Source organism: Hymenobacter profundi (genome assembly GCF_019334315.1).
Classification (GTDB): domain Bacteria; phylum Bacteroidota; class Bacteroidia; order Cytophagales; family Hymenobacteraceae; genus Hymenobacter; species Hymenobacter profundi.
Genome location: NZ_JAHWGL010000068.1, coordinates 11679 through 29113, shown reverse-complemented (window position 1 = coordinate 29113; position 17435 = coordinate 11679). Strand labels below are relative to the sequence as shown.

Below are 17435 nucleotides of genomic sequence, written 5' to 3'. Positions count from 1 at the left end.
CTGGTAGCATAAGGTCCTTCACTGCGTTCAGGGTGACAGATGTTTATTACATCTTCTCCTTACCTGTCGGCAACACTTCCACATCCAGGAAGCTGTCGCCGTACACGGTGTGCGTGGCTTTCACGTAGTCGCTGGCGTCGGCTTTGTAGGGGTTCGCCACAAACTTCTGCGGGTTGCGGGCGATGAACGGGAACCATGTGCTCTGCACCTGCACCATGATGCGGTGGCCCTTTTTAAAGGTATGCAGCACGTCCTGCAACCGGAAATCCACCTCCGTTTTTTGATTCGCTACCATCGGCTCGGGCTTCTCGAAGCTGTTGCGGAAGCGGGCCGGCATCACCTCTGAGCGCACCATCTGCCAGTAGTTGCTGAGCATGATGTTCTTGTTGGGCATGTAGTCATTGTTGGCCTCATCGGCCGGGTACACGTCGATGAGCTTCACTACCCAGTCGGCGTCGGTGCTGGTGGTCGCCACTTGCAGTTTGGCCATGATTTCGCCGCCCAAGGTCACGTCTTCGGTCAATACGTCGGTCTGGAATACCACCACATCGGGGCGACGGCCGGCGAAGCGTTGGTCTTCGCTCATGTAGTTGTGCGGCGTGAAGCCCATGGTGGTCGTCAGGTCCTCGGTGTAGGGCACCGGCTTCAGCGGGTCGCTGAGGAAGGTAGTGGTGCCGGGCGTGGCGGCAGGTTGTTGGCTAATTTTGCCATCGGCGGCCAGGTAGAGCTTTTGGTGGGTAGCATTGGCGGCGGGCCACTTGGCGAAGGTTTCCCATTGCTTTTTGCCCGTGTCAAACATATAGGCTTCGGGTAGGCCAGAGTTCTTGCTGCCATCTTCTTTCAGGAAGTGGCGGAAGAATTTGGCCTCGATGTTCTTTTGGTAAAACGTAGCGATGCTGTCGCCGAAATACACGTTGCTGTGCATGGTGTGGCCGGTTTCGCGGCTCCAGCGCCCGTGCCCAAATGGCCCCATCACGATGGTGTTGTAGGCGTTGGGGTTCTTCTTTTCGATAGTCTTATAGATGGTGAGTGGCCCGCGCAAATCCTCGGCGTCGAACCAGCCGCCCACGGTCATTACGGCCGGTTTGATGCCGGACTTGTAGTGCTCAAGTAGGCCGCGCTTCTTCCAGAACTCGTCGTAGTTGGGGTGGTTGATGGTTTCCTGCCAGAAGAAGTTGTTGGCGTAGTACTGGTCGGCGTTTTTCAGCGGACCCAGGTCCAGCAGAAATTGGTAACCGTCTTTGGTGTTCGGCTTGATGGTTTGGGCGCCGTACCAGGCCCGGCTAGTGGTATCCTGCTTCTGCACCCCAAACACCGGGAAGGTGAAGATGTACGATTCCAGAAACGCGCCGTTGTGGTGAAAATCGTCGAAGAAGAAATCCGAAACGGGTGCCTGTGGCGAGGACGCTTTCAGCGCCGGATGGTCTGACAGGATGCCGGCCGCCGTGTAGAAACCGGGGTAGGAAATGCCCCACTGCCCTACCCTACCGTTGTTGTTGGCCGCTTTCTTGGTCAGCCACTCAATGGTATCATAGGTATCAGAACCTTCATCGACGTCCTTTTTGCCCTTCTTGTTGTCGATAACAGGCGTCATGTTGGTCCAGGTGCCTTCGCTCTTGTATCGCCCGCGCACATCCTGATACACAAAGATGTAGCCCTCCTTCATCATCGTTTCCGATGGACCTAAGCGCGCCGGGTATTTGCCTTCGCCGTAGGGCGCGATGCTATAGCAGGTACGCTGCATCATCATGGGGTACTTGTGCTGCTTAGAGGCATCCTTGGGCGTGTAGATGGCCGTAAACAGCTTGGTGCCATCGCGCATCGGGATGTACACTTCCTGCTTGGTATAGTGTGCTTTGGCGTAGCTATCGGCTTGCTGAGCCAGCGCCGGGGCGCCGCACCACACCAGTATGCTTAGCATAACTGCTTGTTTCATGGGAGAGGGAATAAAATGAGTGCCTCAAAGTACAGAATTGCCTGCGGAGGCTGCTGCTAAAGTCTGCTGTTTTGCAAGTAGGTTGCGCAGCTGTCATTCCGAGTACAACGAGGAATCTGGGTGAACAAGAACAACGACTTACTCAAATTCCTCGCTTCACTCGGAATGACAATATGTAAAACCTAAACTATTCACTACCTTTGCGGCCCGTTTACCCATGTGGGGTAGGCGTTCTATTTCTCTCAAACACACGTTTTTATGAAAAGCCTCGAGATTGTAGGGTTTAAAAGAGCGAATCTCGGTAAGAAAGATGCCAAGGCGTTGCGCCTGGAGTCGTATGTACCGTGCGTACTGTACGGCGGCGACGAGCAAGTGCATTTTTCAGCCCCGGCCATCCTGTTCCGCGAACTGCTGTACACCCCCGAAGTACACATTGTAGACCTCAACGTTGAGGGCACTACCTACCGTGCTATCGTGCAGGACGCGCAATTTCACCCCGTAAACGAAATGCTGCTGCACGTTGACTTCCTGTTGTTGCAAGACGGCAAAGAAGTGAAGATGGATGTGCCCGTACAATACGTAGGCGTATCGCCGGGCGTACTGGCCGGTGGCAAGCTGGTAAGCAAGCTGCGTAAGCTGAAAGTGAAAGCACTACCCGAAAACCTGCCCGATTCCGTGAAAGTGGATATTTCGGACCTGGGCCTCGGCAAGTCAATTAAAGTAAGCAAAGTGGAGCCTGACAACTACACTATCCTGACCAACCAGATGGCTCCTATCGCTACCGTGGCCATCCCACGTGCGCTGAAAGGCCAGATGGCCAACGAAAAATAAGTTACTGGCTTCGGCCACGTATCGTATACAAAAAAGCCGCTCCCACAAGAGCGGCTTTTTTTATGAAAAATGGAGCGTGTTCTTTGCAACTTCGTTCTTATAAGAGGCTAAGCGCCTACCTTACCGCATGAAATTCCTCGTTCTCGCCCTCGGCAATATTGGGCCGGAGTATACCGATACGCGCCACAACATTGGCTTTATGGTGGCCGATTATCTGGCGCAGAAAAATGACGCCCGGTTTGAGCTAGGCCGTCATGCCTTCGTTACCGAAATCAAGCATAAAGGCAAAACCTTTGTGCTGGTGAAGCCCACTACCTACATGAACCTGAGCGGCAAAGCCGCCGCGCACTACCTCACCAGCCTGAAAATTCCGAAGGAGAATATGGTCGTGGTAACCGACGACCTGGCCCTACCCTACGGCAAGCTGCGCCTGAAAGGAAAAGGCTCGGCCGGTGGGCACAACGGTTTGAAAAGCATCCAAGAAAGCATTGGTTCCGACGAATACGCTCGCCTGCGCTTCGGCGTAGATGCCAACTTCTCGAAGGGTAGGCAGGTGGATTACGTACTCAATCCCTTCACCGCCGATGAGCAGATTGACCTTTCCACCCACATCGAGCGGGCAGCCGACGCGATTCTGTCGTTCGGCTTGATTGGGCTGGAACGCACGATGAACGTAGTGAACACGAAGTAGGGCGCCTTGCAGGCGCCCGTGGATAGGCGACACATAAAAAAAGCGTCTGTCATCCTGAGCGCAGCGAAGGACCTTCTCACGATAGAACGACCATCGTACCAACGACTCGTTCTATCGTGAGAAGGTCCTTCGCTCCGCTCAGGATGACAGACGCTTTTTTGCGAACTGCTGCTAACCCTATTTACGCCACGCCCGAACCAGGCAGCACCGCGCTGCTCGGTTGCATCAACGACAATACACCATCAGCGTTTTCAGCCATCAGCAGCATGCCTTGACTTTGGATGCCTTTGATTTCGCGGGGCGCCAGGTTGAGCAGCACTTGTACTTGCTGGCCAATGAGGGCTTCGGGCAGGAAATGCTCAGCGATGCCCGACACGATAGTGCGCGGCTCGGGTAGACCCAGGTCGACCGTTAGCTTTAGCAGCTTTTTAGTTTTCGCTACCTTCTCGGCGGCCGTGATGGTGCCGATGCGCAGGTCCATTTGCTGAAACTGCTCAAACGAAATGTCAGCCTTGGCGGGAGCCGCTACGGCGGCGGCTAGCTCGTTGGCTTTCTTGGTGTCGAGCAGCTTCTGCACCTGGGCTTCTACCGTGGCGTCCTCGATTTTGTCGAAGAGCAGGGCGGCGGGCTGTAGTTGGTGGCCAGCAGGTAGGGCGTCGGGGCGGCCAGCTTGCTGCCAGTTGCTTTTTTCCAGGTTCAACATCTGACCCAGCTTTTCAGCCGAAGCGGGTAGGAACGGCTCTAGCAGCGTCACCAAACCAGCAGCTAGTTGCAGAGCCACGTGCAACACGGTGCCGGTGCGGGCCTGGTTGGTTTTGATAAGCTTCCAGGGCTCCATGTCGGCCAAGTATTTGTTACCGAGGCGCGTGAGGTTCATTAGCTCGTTCAGCGCGTCGCGGAAACGGTAGGCTTCGATCAGGTCGCCTACTCGTTGCGGGAACTCCGCGAGCTGGCGCAACACGTCTTCGTCTTCGGTGGTGAAGCCTACGGCTTCGGGCACTTTGCCTTCGAAGAACTTGTGCGTGAGCACCACGGCGCGGTTCACGAAGTTGCCGAGGTTGGCAACCAGCTCGTTGTTGTTACGCGCCTGGAAATCTTTCCAAGTGAAGTCGTTGTCCTTGGTTTCGGGAGCGTTGGCGCACAGTACGTAGCGCAGCACGTCGGCTTTGCCAGGGAAATCCTGCAAGTACTCGTGCAGCCACACGGCCCAGTTGCGGGAGGTAGAGATTTTGTCGCCTTCCAGGTTCAGGAACTCATTGGCGGGCACGTTGTCGGGCAGGATGTAGTCGCCGTGAGCCTTCAGCATCGCGGGGAAGATGATGCAGTGGAACACGATGTTGTCCTTACCAATGAAGTGCACCAGCTTGGTGCCGGCATCCTGCCAGTAGGGTTTCCAGGCGTCGCCGGGCAGCAGGTCTTTGGTGGCGGAGATGTAGCCGATAGGCGCATCAAACCACACGTATAGCACTTTGCCCTCGGCGCCGGCTACGGGCACGGGCACGCCCCAATCCAGGTCGCGCGTCACGGCGCGGGGGTGCAGGCCCTGGTCGAGCCAGGATTTACACTGGCCGTACACGTTGGTTTTCCAGTCCTGCTTGTGGCCTTCCACAATCCACTCACGCAGCCAGGGTTCGTACTGGTCGAGGGGTAGGTACCAGTGCTTGGTTTCGCGCAGCACCGGCTGGTTGCCGGAGAGCATGGAGCGCGGGTTGATCAGCTCGCTCGGGCTCAGCGACGAGCCGCACTTCTCGCACTGGTCGCCGTAAGCATTCTCGTTGCCGCAGTGCGGGCAGGTGCCCACGATGTAGCGGTCGGCCAAAAACTGCCCGGCTTTTTCGTCATAATACTGCTCCGAAACCTGCTCGATAAACTTGTTATCGTCGTAGAGTTTGCGAAAAAAACCGCTGGCCGTTTCGGCGTGCGTTTCGGAAGAAGTGCGCGAATAAATATCGAACGACACCCCAAATTCCTGGAAAGAATCTTTGATGATGGCGTGGTATTTATCGACCACCTGCTGGGGCGTCACGCCTTCTTTTTGGGCGCGAATGGTGATGGGCACACCGTGCTCATCGGAACCACAAATGAACTTGACATCGCGCTGCTGGGCACGCAGGTAGCGCACGTAGATATCGGCCGGCAGGTACACACCCGCCAGGTGACCAATGTGCACGGGGCCGTTGGCGTAGGGTAGGGCCGCCGTAACGGTATAGCGTTGGGGAAGAGTTTGCATAGAAAGAGAAACCAAGAACAGTCGTCGCGGAGTGCAAACGGCGCGCAGAAGAGCGCCAATTTTCCGGCAAAGGAACGAGTAAAAAACAGGAGTTGCGGTGGTAACAAATTCTTAATGAATTTGTCCTCGCCACACGCACTACCTTTCGCCACAACAGTCGAGCCGCGTGCGCGTATCTGCTACCAAGAACATCTCATCTTTTTGTTTCCCTACCCATGAAAAAACTGGAGAAAAAACTGAAGACAGCCAAAGCTGATCTTATTAATACAAAAGCGTCTATGGTAGATACTGACAAGGCCGAGGGCAAGACCAAGAAGAAAAGCAGCCCCAAAGCCACGGAACTGGTAACCGACAACCGCGCCGAGAAGAAAAGCAGTCAGAAGAAAGCGCTGAAAGCCGCCGCTAAAGAGCTGCAAAAGGAGCTGGACAAGCGCATGAACGAGGTAGTAAAGCGCATTCGCAAGGAAACCAAAGCCAAGCTGAAGGAAGTGGTGCGCGAAGCCACCAACCGCCTCGATGCCGACACAGAACGCATGTTTGAGCAAGCCCTGCATACCATAGTGCGCCACTACGACACCCCTACCCCCGCCGCTTCCGATAGCATTGACACGGAAGAGCTAGCCGCCGCGCCGGCTGATACGGAGGAAGCCGCACCGAAATCAGCCGCCGCGCCGCGCCGCCGCGCCGCACCTGCTGCCACATCTACCCGCAGCCGGCCTTCACGCGCCAAAAAACCTGCCCCAACCACTTCGGCCGATAGCCCTGCCGATACGCAGTAAGCCTTAGTTTTACCGGGGCAACCGCAACGTATCTACCGGCGCCCCGCGCAGGCGACTAAGCCGCGTTTCGGTGGGTGTGTTGTTGGGTAGGTTAGTATTCAGGCTCTCGGGACGTTTGCGGGAGTTTACGTCGCTGGCCGACTGCCCGGGCTGCACCCGGCCGGGGGTAGCATCGGGCGCGGTGCCGCTACCGAAGCCCGCGTTGCTGTTATAGGCAGCCTGGCGGTCGGCATCCGTCAGAATTTCGGCTGGTACGGCCGGACGGGCTACCTCCACGCCTTGCTCCTGCGAGATGGTGCAGGCTGAACTGCCAAGCAGCAACGACGCACTGAGAAACGAAAATAAAAATCGGGCTGACATACAGAACGGGCGCGTTGTGGGAGGTATTTTCTCCTACAACGCGCCCGTTCTGTATTCAGTTGCCAGTAATACCATTGTCATCCTGCGCTTGCGCAGGATGACAATGGTATTGGTTACTTCCAGCGAGTACATTATGAAGTCACCACGCCCAAGTCGGCCTGAATACCGTTCCAGAGAGCCACGCGGGCCTTCATACACTCGGCAGCCACGGTAGCGGCTTCCTGCCATTTCTGCGCATCATCGCCGCACAGTTCGCGCACCATTTGCTGGGCCAGCGGTGTGTGCACTTCTTCGTCCAGCTCGATGTGGCGGTTGAGGTAGTACGCAAACGTATCGAGCTGGCCGGGGAAGCGCCGCTGCAAGTCAGCCACGAGGTGGCGAAACATATCCGGAATCACGTCTTCGCGGCCAAACGTGAAAGCCGCAGCCACGGCGTGCGGCTTGCCCGAGTCGATGATAGCAAACGTGCTCAGCACAAACTCCCGCACCGAGGCTGGTGCTTGCGCGGCTTCTAGAGCTTCGGCTACAGTTTTGCCCTCGGCCAACGTCGCCAGCAAGCGCTCTGCCGGCTGAGTATCGGCACCGCACTCCTGCATGGAGCGCAGGTACAGCTCGAAGTGGCTGCTGGGGCGGCCTTCAGGATCTACGTCGGTTTCCTCTTCTAGCACGATGTCGTTGATGAGACGCCGGGTAGCGGGGTTGCCCTTAGGCACCCAGGGTAGGGTTACACACGTTAGCTCACGCTGCAACGCTTTCAGCAGCGACATGAAATCCCACACGGCAAAGACATGATGCTGCATGAACGTGCGCAAATCGTCGAGCGACGTGAGGGCGTGGTACACGCCGTGGTCGACGAGTTGCTGACGGGCGGGGGCCAACTGCTGTTGCAGGCCTTCTATGGAATTGGGGTGAGCGGACATAAGTAGGAAAATAAAAAATGCCGCTAAGCCGAAGCTCAGCGGCACAAAAATAAGGTTCAGCTTAGGTTATTTCGCTTTCTCGAAAGTCATGCCGTACGAATCCATGCAGTAGCGCAGGCCAGTAGGCTTAGGGCCATCGTCGAAGACGTGGCCAAGGTGGCCGCCGCATTTGGCACACACAATCTCGTCGCGGCTCATGCCAAAGGTTTCGTCATCGGTCACTTTCAGGCTATTATCGGTAGCAGGCGCCCAAAAGCTCGGCCAGCCCGTGCCCGACTCAAACTTGGTGCTGGAGTTGAACAACAGATTGTGGCAGCCGGCGCAGTAGTAGGTGCCCTTGGCGTGGTTATCCCAGTAAGGGTTGTTGTACGCGCGCTCGGTGCCTTTCTCACGCAGAATGTAAAATTGCTCGTCGGTGAGTTGTTTTTTCCATTCAGCGCTGGTTTTCTGCACCGGAAACTCGCCGGGCTTTCCCGTCACGGGCTTAGGCGCAGCATATTTCTTATCCACGTTGTTGACGGTGCGGGCCGGCACGTCGGGGCCATTGGGGACGGTTTTGGTTTTATTCTGAGAACAAGCCGTGGTGCTGATGCCAAGGGCTAACAGCAAAGCCAGCAAGGAGGTACGCATGAGGGTAGGAAATGAAAGGCCGGAGGAGACAACGGGTAGGAAACCCGTCTGTAATGAAACGTACGCAGTTGGCTTTGCGTTCGGTTCTGTCACGCAGCGCGGCTCTTTCAGTCACAGTGAGTTATCTTTTTGTTGCTGTGCGCTTTTGCCGCTAAAAATGCGTACCTTTGCACCCGCAAAACCCTTTGTATGCAGAACATTCGGAACATCGCAATTATTGCGCACGTTGACCACGGCAAGACTACGCTGGTGGACAAAATCATTCATGCCTCGAAAATCTTCGACGAACACCAACAGTTCGACGACCTGATTCTCGACAACAACGACCTGGAGCGCGAGCGGGGTATCACCATCGTTTCCAAGAACGTGTCCGTCCGCTATAAGGACGTTAAAATCAACATCATTGATACCCCTGGTCACGCCGACTTCGGTGGTGAGGTAGAGCGCGTACTGAAGATGGCCGACGGCGTATTGCTGCTCGTCGACGCCTTTGAAGGCGCCATGCCCCAGACCCGTTTCGTGTTGGGCAAAGCCATCGACCTGGGCCTGAAGCCCATCGTGGTAGTAAACAAAGTAGACAAGGAAAACTGCCGTCCCGACGAGGTACACGAGCAGGTATTTGACCTGATGTTCAACCTGGGCGCCTCGGAAGACCAGCTCGACTTTGTGACCCTTTATGGTTCGTCGAAGCAAGGTTGGATGAGCACGGACTGGAAAGTACAGACCGACAACATCATCCCGCTGCTCGACGCTGTGGTAGCTTCTATCCCCGCTGCACCAGTGTTGGACGGCTCGCCCCAGATGCAGGTTACCTCGCTCGACTACTCGTCGTTCGTAGGTCGTATCGCTATCGGCCGTGTGCACCGTGGTACGCTGAAAGAAGGCGGCAACATGAGCCTGATGAAAGCTGACGGCTCGGTTAAGAAAGTTAAAATCAAAGAACTTCAGATTTTTGAAGGTCTTGGCCGTGTGAAGGTTCCCGAAGTTAGCTCGGGCGAGATTTGCGCCGTAACGGGCATTGAAGGCTTCGACATTGGCGATACCATCGCCGATCCGGACAACCCGGAAGCCCTACCCCGCATCAGCATCGACGAGCCGACGATGAACATGCTGTTCACCATCAACAACTCGCCGTTCTTTGGCAAGGAAGGTAAGTTCGTGACCTCCCGTCACCTGCGCGACCGTCTGTACAAGGAAACTGAGAAAAACCTAGCCCTGCGCGTGAAAGACACCGATAAGGAGGACTCCTTCCTGGTGTATGGCCGCGGCATTCTTCACTTGTCGGTACTCATCGAAACGATGCGCCGCGAGGGCTACGAATTGCAGGTAGGCCAGCCCCAGGTACTGTTCCAGGAAGACGAGAGCGGCCACCGTTTGGAGCCCATCGAGCACCTGGTAGTAGACGTGCCCGAGGAAACCGCCGGCAAGGTGATTGAGCTGGTGACGATGCGCAAGGGCGAGCTGACCATCATGGAGCCGAAAGGCGACTTGCAGCACCTGGAGTTCAACATTCCGTCGCGCGGCCTGATTGGCTTGCGTAACAACGTGCTGACTGCCACCGCTGGTGAGGCCATCATGAACCACCGCTTCGTGAAGTACGAGGCTCATAAAGGCAATATCCCTGGTCGTATTTCCGGCTCGCTGATTTCGCTGGAAACGGGTCCCGGCACCGCTTACACCATCGATAAGATGCAGGACCGCGGCGAGTTCTTCGTGGATCCAGGTGAGGAAGTGTACGCTGGCCAGGTTATCGGTGAGCATACTCGCCCCAACGACTTGACTATCAACATCCAGAAAGGTAAGAAGCTCACGAACATGCGTGCTTCGGGTTCGGATGAAAACGCCAAGATTGTTCCGAAGCGTCAGTTCTCGCTGGAAGAAGCCATGGAATACATCCAGAAGGATGAGTACCTGGAAGTAACGCCGAAATCGGTGCGGATGCGCAAGATCTACCTTGACGAAAACGAGCGTCTGCGCTACGCTAAGCAGGCTGACTAGTTCTTAAAAGAACTATTAGCTGATGGCTTTTAGCCTTTAGTTTGTAAAAGGGACGCAACCGCGGAGGTTGCGTCCCTTTTCATTTTTCGGCTTTATCAACTGCCAGACCGATTACGTATCTTAGCCTACTGGCTTACGCTTTATACTATATGGATTCCGAGAACCGCAGTAAGCGCGACCTACCCGAAGTGGTAGCTGATATTCTGATTACGCTAGAGCAAGTGCAGCAACAACAGGCACAAATGCAGCAAGATATGAACGAAGGCCTCGCGCGGCTTAACAACTCTTTCGACCGCATGACAGAGGCCGTTATTGATGCTATGAATCGGCAGACAGCGCGCTACGATGGTGTGGCTACCCAGCAAACTCAGCAGCATACCGATATAGAGAGCTTGCAGCAGCGCATTGAGCGGTTGGAGAAAACCGTGTACAACAAGGCCAGTTAGGCAGATTACATAGTAAAATAGAAGAAGGCCCGGCGCACGTCGGGCCTTTTTTAATGGCGTCTCACTTCGAATTCAGTGTAGCCCTGTACTTCCCCTACCGCTTCCTCTACCCGCTCTACCTTGGCGGTGCTGGGGCCGTGCTTACACCAAGTGGCCAGCTTGTTCAGCGCCTCCGCAGGCCCTTCGGCCTCAATTGTAACGGTATTATCATCGTTGTTGCGGGCGTAGCCAGTGAGGCCGAGTAGGCGCGCTTCCTGTTTTGCGCTCTGCCGAAAAAACACGCCTTGTACGCGTCCATGAATGCGAAATGTGCGGTGTTCGTGTGCCATAACGTATGCCTACGGTAGGGCAAGGAGGCAGGTTGAGCGTGAGAACATCAACTGCTTTCAATACCCTACCTACTCATCGCCGTTTAGTAGCTTATCACAACGCTTCCCTACACCCGCTTACTCCGCAACCATGTCCTACCTGCTCACCAATTGCACCATCTACAGCGGCACCACTGTTTTGCACGACCACGCCGTGCTGATTAAAGGAAGCCATGTGGCCGCTATTGTACCCGAAGTGGCCGCTCCTGCCGACGTGGACCGCATAGATGGCCGCGGCTGCAACGTGAGCCCCGGCTTTATCGATTTGCAGATTTATGGGGGCGGCGGAGCATTATTTTCGGTTGATCCGACGGTGGAATCGTTGCAGAAGCTACAGGCCTACGTGCGCCGCCACGGCACCACCAGCTTCCAAGCTACTATGCCCACCAACTCGCCCGAGATGATGCGGGAGGCGCTGCAAGCCGGCCACGACTACCAACAAGCCGGGCACCCCAGTCTGCTGGGTATTCACCTAGAAGGTCCCTACATCAACCCCGTCAAGAAAGGCGCGCACCAGGAAGAGTTCATTCAACAAGCCACTACCGATGCGGTGGCGGAGCTGCTCACGGTAGGCGAAGGTGTCCTGCGCATGATGACCCTGGCACCCGAGGTAACCACGCCGGAAATAGTAGCCCTGCTGCGTCGGGCTGGAGTAGTCTTGTCGGCAGGGCATTCCAATGCGACGTACGCGCAGGGCGCGGCGGCGTTCAAAGAAGGTTTCACTACGGCCACGCACTTGTTCAATGCCATGTCGGCGCTGGAAAGTAGAGCGCCGGGACTGGTGGGCGCCATCTACGACGCCGATTCGGCCCACGCCAGCATCATTGCCGACGGCGTGCACTGCGACTTTGCGGCCGTGCGCATCAGCCACAAAATGCTGGGCAAGCGGCTATTTCTGATTACCGATGCCGTGGAAGCCGGCACCCACGGCGCCTACCGCTTCCGCCGGGCCGAGAACCGTTTCGTGGATGAAAACGGGACGCTGGCCGGCTCAGCCCTCAGCATGATGGATGCCGTGCGCAACTGCGTGCAAGAGGTGAGACTACCCCTGGAAGAAGCCCTGCGCATGGCCACCCTCTACCCCGCCCAGGTCCTCGCCCTCGACGATGAGCTAGGCCTCATCCAACCCGGCTACCGCGCTGATTTATGCTTATTCAATGATGAGTATGAGGTGCAAGGCACTGTGCTGGCGGGGGAGTTAGCTTGGAATGGGTAGTGAGATGGTGAAGTGGTGAATCTGTGAAGTGGTGAATACAAAAGCGTCTGTCATCCTGAGCTTGCGAAGGACCTTATGCCAATTGAACGAGTCATTGGTACGATGGTCGTTCCCGCGTGATAAGGTCCTTCGCAAGCTCAGGATGGCAGCCGTAATTTTTACTCACTACTCACAATTTCGCAACTTCACAAACTCACCATTTCACCTCTCTGCCGCACGGCTTCAAACGTCAGTATCGCAGTGGCTGTACTTACATTGAGGGAATCAATGGCGCCGCGCATGGGGATGATGATGGTTTCGTCGCAGGCCTCGCGCAACTCGGGGGTCAGGCCGTCGGCTTCGGTGCCCATTACGAGAGCTGTAGGGCCACGAAAGTCGCGGGTAGTGTAGGGTAGAGCCGCGTCGGTGAGGGCAGCGGCGTAGGTGCGGATGCCGTGCTTTTGGCACCACGCCAGTAGCTCGGGCCGAGAGGTGGCTATCGTAGGCACCGTGAAAATACAGCCAATGCTGCTGCGAATGGCGTTAGGGTTATAAAGGTCGGTGCGCGGGTCGCAAACGATGACGGCGGTAGCCTGCGCGGCGTCGGCGGTGCGCAGAATGGCACCCAGGTTACCGGGCTTTTCTACGGCTTCCAGCACCAGCAACAGTGGATTGGAGGGTAGATGAATGTCGGCTAGTGTGTGGTGGGGCGGACGTACCAAGGCCAGCACACCATCAGAGCCTTCACGGTAGGCCACGCGCTCGAACACAGCTTTCGATACGGTTACCCACTCCGTGCTTTTGTCAAGCGCCGCGGCGAGGGTAGGCGGTTGCGCAGCGCCGGCCAGTTCGGGGCAGATGAACACGGTGGGCACCACTACACCTGCCTGCCGCGCCACGGTCAGCTCCCGCAGGCCTTCTACAATGGTCAGGCCCTGCTGGCGCCGTTCCGACGACTTTTGCTGCAACCGTAGTAGGGCTTTGATACGTGGATTCTGGGGGCTGGTGATGAGGTCAGACATGGTGGGCAAAGATACGGGCGGGTTGGTACCGACAGGCAATAAATTGGACGTTTGCGAATGCCTTAGTCTCATACCATACCCAAACTTTCCAACGTTATGCAACCATTGGATAGCCAGTGGTTATCCATGTGCTAATGGTTTGGCCGTTCCATCAATTTTCGGCTAGCAGCGTAGCAAAATTAATTTTACCTTCATGCCGACCCCGTTTTTTTGGGCTTCTGTTTTTTCTCTACGTCCCATGACTTGCCGCTCCTTTCTCTTCGCCGTACTCTTGCTGGGTGCGCCCGCCGCATGGGCGCAGCAGGAGGGCCCTCGCCAACTCAACACGCTGCCGCAAGCAGCCCCCACGCCCGTAGCCGCCCCCGACACGGTGCGGCCCCAACTGGCGCCGCCGCCCACCGTATCGGAGGCCGAGATGCGCCAGCAACAGCGGCAACGCCAGATGCAGAGCCTACCCCCGGCCAATACTACCCGCTACGCAGTGGGCTTGAAAAGCGGGCAAGTATACCGCGCCTACGACGTCGAAATCAAGCAGCCCGTGTTTGGGCGCAACTTCCTGCTGCTTGACGGTCAGCAGCGCATCGACTTCGATCAGGTGCGGTATTACGAAGATGAAACCGGCTTCTATGTGCGTACTACCCTGCCTAAGTCGCGCCGCGAGGCTACCCTGCGCCGCGACCGGGTAGGCCGCCTGAGCCTCTATTCCATCACGCGCACACAGTACGCGGGCGGTAGTCCTTTTGGGTATAGCCCGTTTGGCTACGGTGGCTTCGGCATGCCATACGGCGGTGGTTTTGGGGGCTATCCTTATGGCGGCTACCGAACCGTTAAGACTACCTACTTCAGCAAGGAAAACGGCCCGGTGCAGGATTTGAACATACGCAACCTCGGCGTAGCCGTATCCGACAACGCCGGCGCCAGCGCCCTGCTAGCCCAGGCGCGCCGCTACCAAACCATCACTACCCTTAGCTACGTGGCTGCTGGCGGCTTGCTGGTGGCTGGACTGGTATCCTCGTTTAACCCCAACCCGGGCCAGTCTGCTGTTTCGCCGTTGGTATATGCTGGCATCCCGCTGCTGATTGTGCCGCTGGTGTTACAAGGCAAGCAGCAAAACAGCATTAGACAAGCCATTACGATCTACAACAGCGGCAACAACGCCGGTCGGTAAAGTAGCGCGGGCAACCTTGCAGCCGGCGCTTTGCGTAGGCAAACAAGTGAAGCCCTCTCCCGCCGCCGCCGACTCCCCTACCTTCGAAGCCCGTCAGGAAAAGGCGCTGCTGGTACACACGCGCCTCTGCGCGCAGTACGGCGCGCCTTTTCCGTTTTTCAGTGAGAAAGACCCGCTGAGTGAGCTGATTAGCTCCTTGCTTTCGCACCGCACCAAAAACCAGGATTCGCACCGCGCCTACCAACAGCTGCGCGCCCGGTTTCCGACTTGGGATGCCGTGCGCGATGCCCCTACGGCGGAGGTAGAAGCGGCCATCAATCCCTGCACCTGGCCCGAACAAAAGGCCCCGCGCTTGCAAGCCGTGCTGCGCGAGGTAAGCACCCGCTGCGACGGCCCCTGCCACCTGGAGTTTCTGGCTGAGTTGCCCATTCCGGAGGCCCGGGCCTGGCTGGAACAGCTGCCGGGGGTAGGCCCCAAAACCAGCGCCGCCGTGCTGCTGTTCAGCACGTTGCACCGGCCCGCCATGCCCGTCGACAGCCACCACCACCGCGTGGCCCAGCGCCTGGGCCTGATTGGCCCGAAGGTAGGCGAAGGCCCCGCGCACGCCCTATTGGCCGCCCTCCTACCCCCCGATTGGACTGCCCAGCAAGTCTACGACCACCACGAAGCTCTCATGTTTCATGGGCAGAAATGCTGCTACTACGCTGCTCCCGCCTGCGGGCGTTGCGTGGTGCTCGACCAGTGTCCTTTTGGGCAAGTACGGGTAGGAGGTTAATTGTTTGATGAGCTGGTGTATTGATGAGCTGATATGCGCATGGTTTGATGTGCTGGGGTACTCATGGAGAATACTATCCCATCATTTCAACCATCTGAAGAAAACGGCGTTTCAATACTGTGTGCCGAAACCAGTAGATAGCACACCATCATATCAAACAAGCAACTAATGAAACAGACCTACGGCGTTCCAGCCCTCGTTTCCATGTTTTTGCCCGGTTTGGGCCAACTGATTAAAGGTCAGATCCTGAAAGCGCTGTTCATTTGGGTGATTAGCGGTGTGGTTGGCTTCTTCTTGTGGTGGACGTTTATTGTGCCTTTCCTGGTATGGACCTGGAACGTGTACGACGCTTACAACGACCCCGCGTAAGGAAGCTGTTTTGGCCATTCTTCACCTTAAAGCTAAGCCCAACGCCCGCCGCAACCAGTTGCTGGTAGCCCCCGATGGCACCGTAACGGTGCGCCTGCAAGCGCCCGCTCAAGATGGCAAAGCCAACATTTGTCTGCTGGCCTACCTGGCTGAGCTGTTCGGCATAGCGAAATCAAGCGTTGAGCTTCTGAGTGGTCACACGGCACCTTTTAAAAAAGTAGCCCTCCATGATGTGTCAGAAATTGACTTGCAAACGGTTTTGCAGCAATATAACACAGATTAGTTAGCACAAAACCGCGAAAGGGCGTAGCTTGCAAGTACAACGATTCGTGTTTGCTTATGGCTACTTTACCCGATCCATCCGCTATTCAACCACTGCTGGAAGCGCTTACCTTCTCGCCAGATAATCTACCCCTTCGCAAGCACGTAGCCGGCCTGCTAGTGCAGGCACAACGCCTGCCCGAAGCCGAAGAATTGTACCGCACCGGCTTGCGGCAGGCACCCGCCGATACGGATTTGCAGTTGGGTCTGGCTGAGGTTTACACGGGTTTGCACAAGACCTCGGCAGCGTTTGTAGTAGTAGAAGAACTACTGACCAGCGCCCCCGAACACGCCCGCGCCCACTTGCTGCACGCCCGCCTGCTTGCCCAAACCGGCCAGCAGGTAGCCGCCCGCGAGGCGTACGAAACCGCTCTGCACTATAACCCTACCCTGGAAGACGCCGCATTGGCGGCCCAACTGCGCGAATCGGCCACGCCTGTGCCCGCACAAGGCCCGCGGCCTACGGATAGCGCGCCGGTGGTAGACGAACAAGCCCTGTTTGCGGGCCTCGAAAAGCCCAAAATCAACTTTGCCGATGTGGGCGGCATGGAAGCGGTGAAAGAGGAAATTCGCCTCAAAATCATTCATCCACTACAATTCCCAGACCTGTATAAAGCCTATGGCAAAGCCACCGGCGGCGGACTGCTGCTGTATGGCCCGCCCGGCTGCGGCAAAACCCACCTGGCCCGCGCTACCGCCGGCGAGGTACAGGCGTCGTTTATTAACGTCGGCATCAACGACATTCTGGATATGTGGTTGGGCAACAGCGAGAAAAACCTACACCAACTGTTTCAGATGGCCCGGTTGCAGGCGCCGTGCGTGCTATTTTTTGATGAGGTAGACGCTCTGGCTGCCAACCGCCACGACTTGCGCCAGAGCGCGGGCCGCACGGTTATCAACCAGTTTCTGGCCGAGTTGGATGGCGCCGTTAGCGCCAACGACGGCGTGCTCATCATGGCTGCTACCAATGCGCCTTGGCACTTGGATGCGGCCTTCCGCCGTCCCGGCCGCTTCGACCGCATTGTGCTCGTAACGCCCCCCGATGAAGCTGCCCGTCAGGCAGTGCTGGAGGTGATGCTACGCGAAAAGCCCCTGGCTGCCAACGTGCAAGTAGCAGCGCTGGCCGCCAAAACCGCCGGCTTTTCTGGCGCCGACCTCAAAGCGCTGGTAGATGTGGCCATCGAAAACCGGTTGCGGGAATCGATGAAGCAGGGCCGCCCCCTACCCCTAGAGCAGGCCGATTTTCTGCAAGCCATTGGTCAGGTGCGCCCCAGCACCAAGGAGTGGTTTGCCACGGCCAAAAACTACGCGCTCTATTCCAACGAGGGCGGCGTGTACGACGACATCCTGACGTATCTAGGCATCAAAAAACCGCGGGAGTAGCCCAACGGCTTGT

General features: G+C 56.9%; 18 protein-coding genes. 11 read left to right on the top strand and 7 right to left on the bottom strand.

Annotated elements, in window-relative coordinates:
- Positions 1 to 46: 46 nt before the first annotated feature.
- Positions 47 to 1936 (bottom strand): CocE/NonD family hydrolase, encoded by a 1890-nt coding sequence (locus KYK14_RS15115; RefSeq protein WP_219159951.1) that lies wholly within the window; start codon positions 1934 to 1936, stop codon positions 47 to 49.
- Positions 1937 to 2194: 258 nt separating this feature from the next.
- Here KYK14_RS15115 and KYK14_RS15110 point away from each other — a divergent pair, with 258 nt between their 5' ends.
- Both KYK14_RS15110 and pth read left to right on the top strand, forming a co-directional pair.
- Positions 2195 to 2767, top strand: coding sequence for a 50S ribosomal protein L25/general stress protein Ctc (locus KYK14_RS15110; RefSeq protein ID WP_219159949.1), 573 nt, complete (start codon positions 2195 to 2197; stop codon positions 2765 to 2767).
- 127 nt (positions 2768 to 2894) lie between these two features.
- On the top strand, positions 2895 to 3458 hold the full coding sequence (pth, locus tag KYK14_RS15105) for an aminoacyl-tRNA hydrolase (protein WP_208307950.1): 564 nt from the start codon (positions 2895 to 2897) through the stop codon (positions 3456 to 3458).
- 181 nt (positions 3459 to 3639) lie between these two features.
- Here the strand turns inward: pth and metG are convergent, their stop codons facing one another.
- Positions 3640 to 5688: a methionine--tRNA ligase gene (gene metG, locus KYK14_RS15100; protein ID WP_219159947.1), complete on the bottom strand. Its 2049-nt coding sequence runs from the start codon at positions 5686 to 5688 to the stop codon at positions 3640 to 3642.
- A gap of 278 nt (positions 5689 to 5966) precedes the next feature.
- Between metG and KYK14_RS15095 the strand changes: the two genes are divergently transcribed.
- Positions 5967 to 6467: a hypothetical protein gene (locus KYK14_RS15095; RefSeq protein WP_219159945.1), complete on the top strand. Its 501-nt coding sequence runs from the start codon at positions 5967 to 5969 to the stop codon at positions 6465 to 6467.
- 9 nt (positions 6468 to 6476) lie between these two features.
- Here the strand turns inward: KYK14_RS15095 and KYK14_RS15090 are convergent, their stop codons facing one another.
- The 3 genes from KYK14_RS15090 to msrB form a co-directional block, all read right to left on the bottom strand.
- Positions 6477 to 6827 (bottom strand): hypothetical protein, encoded by a 351-nt coding sequence (locus tag KYK14_RS15090; RefSeq protein ID WP_219159943.1) that lies wholly within the window; start codon positions 6825 to 6827, stop codon positions 6477 to 6479.
- Between the two features lie 131 nt (positions 6828 to 6958).
- Positions 6959 to 7747: a DUF3050 domain-containing protein gene (locus tag KYK14_RS15085; RefSeq protein WP_219159941.1), complete on the bottom strand. Its 789-nt coding sequence runs from the start codon at positions 7745 to 7747 to the stop codon at positions 6959 to 6961.
- Positions 7748 to 7813: 66 nt separating this feature from the next.
- Positions 7814 to 8377, bottom strand: coding sequence for a peptide-methionine (R)-S-oxide reductase MsrB (gene msrB / locus KYK14_RS15080; RefSeq protein ID WP_219159939.1), 564 nt, complete (start codon positions 8375 to 8377; stop codon positions 7814 to 7816).
- A 189-nt stretch (positions 8378 to 8566) separates the two neighbouring features.
- On the opposite strand from msrB, the gene typA reads away from it, so the two are divergent.
- Both typA and KYK14_RS15070 read left to right on the top strand, forming a co-directional pair.
- A complete protein-coding gene (typA, locus tag KYK14_RS15075; RefSeq protein ID WP_219159937.1) occupies positions 8567 to 10375 on the top strand; it encodes a translational GTPase TypA in 1809 nt (602 codons plus the stop codon).
- A 149-nt stretch (positions 10376 to 10524) separates the two neighbouring features.
- The gene (locus KYK14_RS15070) at positions 10525 to 10821 is read left to right on the top strand and encodes a hypothetical protein (RefSeq protein ID WP_219159935.1); all 297 of its coding nucleotides are present in this window, start codon (positions 10525 to 10527) and stop codon (positions 10819 to 10821) included.
- A 50-nt stretch (positions 10822 to 10871) separates the two neighbouring features.
- Here KYK14_RS15070 and KYK14_RS15065 read toward each other — a convergent pair whose 3' ends face one another.
- On the bottom strand, positions 10872 to 11150 hold the full coding sequence (locus KYK14_RS15065; RefSeq protein ID WP_185282637.1) for an acylphosphatase: 279 nt from the start codon (positions 11148 to 11150) through the stop codon (positions 10872 to 10874).
- Between the two features lie 130 nt (positions 11151 to 11280).
- Here KYK14_RS15065 and nagA point away from each other — a divergent pair, with 130 nt between their 5' ends.
- The gene (nagA, locus tag KYK14_RS15060; protein ID WP_219159933.1) at positions 11281 to 12405 is read left to right on the top strand and encodes an N-acetylglucosamine-6-phosphate deacetylase; all 1125 of its coding nucleotides are present in this window, start codon (positions 11281 to 11283) and stop codon (positions 12403 to 12405) included.
- Between the two features lie 185 nt (positions 12406 to 12590).
- On the opposite strand, the gene KYK14_RS15055 is transcribed toward nagA, so the two are convergent.
- Positions 12591 to 13406, bottom strand: a complete 816-nt coding sequence (locus KYK14_RS15055; RefSeq protein ID WP_219159931.1) for a TrmH family RNA methyltransferase — start codon at positions 13404 to 13406, stop codon at positions 12591 to 12593.
- A 238-nt stretch (positions 13407 to 13644) separates the two neighbouring features.
- On the opposite strand from KYK14_RS15055, the gene KYK14_RS15050 reads away from it, so the two are divergent.
- From KYK14_RS15050 to KYK14_RS15030, 5 genes are all read left to right on the top strand, one after another.
- Positions 13645 to 14574, top strand: a complete 930-nt coding sequence (locus KYK14_RS15050; RefSeq protein WP_219159929.1) for a hypothetical protein — start codon at positions 13645 to 13647, stop codon at positions 14572 to 14574.
- 46 nt (positions 14575 to 14620) lie between these two features.
- A complete protein-coding gene (locus KYK14_RS15045; RefSeq protein WP_343217117.1) occupies positions 14621 to 15349 on the top strand; it encodes an endonuclease III domain-containing protein in 729 nt (242 codons plus the stop codon).
- 168 nt (positions 15350 to 15517) lie between these two features.
- Positions 15518 to 15718, top strand: a complete 201-nt coding sequence (locus tag KYK14_RS15040) for a hypothetical protein (protein WP_219159927.1) — start codon at positions 15518 to 15520, stop codon at positions 15716 to 15718.
- Positions 15719 to 15728: 10 nt separating this feature from the next.
- Positions 15729 to 16001, top strand: coding sequence for a DUF167 domain-containing protein (locus KYK14_RS15035; protein WP_219159925.1), 273 nt, complete (start codon positions 15729 to 15731; stop codon positions 15999 to 16001).
- Positions 16002 to 16057: 56 nt separating this feature from the next.
- Positions 16058 to 17422 carry an ATP-binding protein gene (locus tag KYK14_RS15030; RefSeq protein WP_185282631.1) on the top strand — a complete coding sequence of 455 codons (1365 nt, stop codon included), beginning with the start codon at positions 16058 to 16060 and terminating at the stop codon, positions 17420 to 17422.
- The last annotated feature ends 13 nt before the right edge of the window (positions 17423 to 17435 follow it).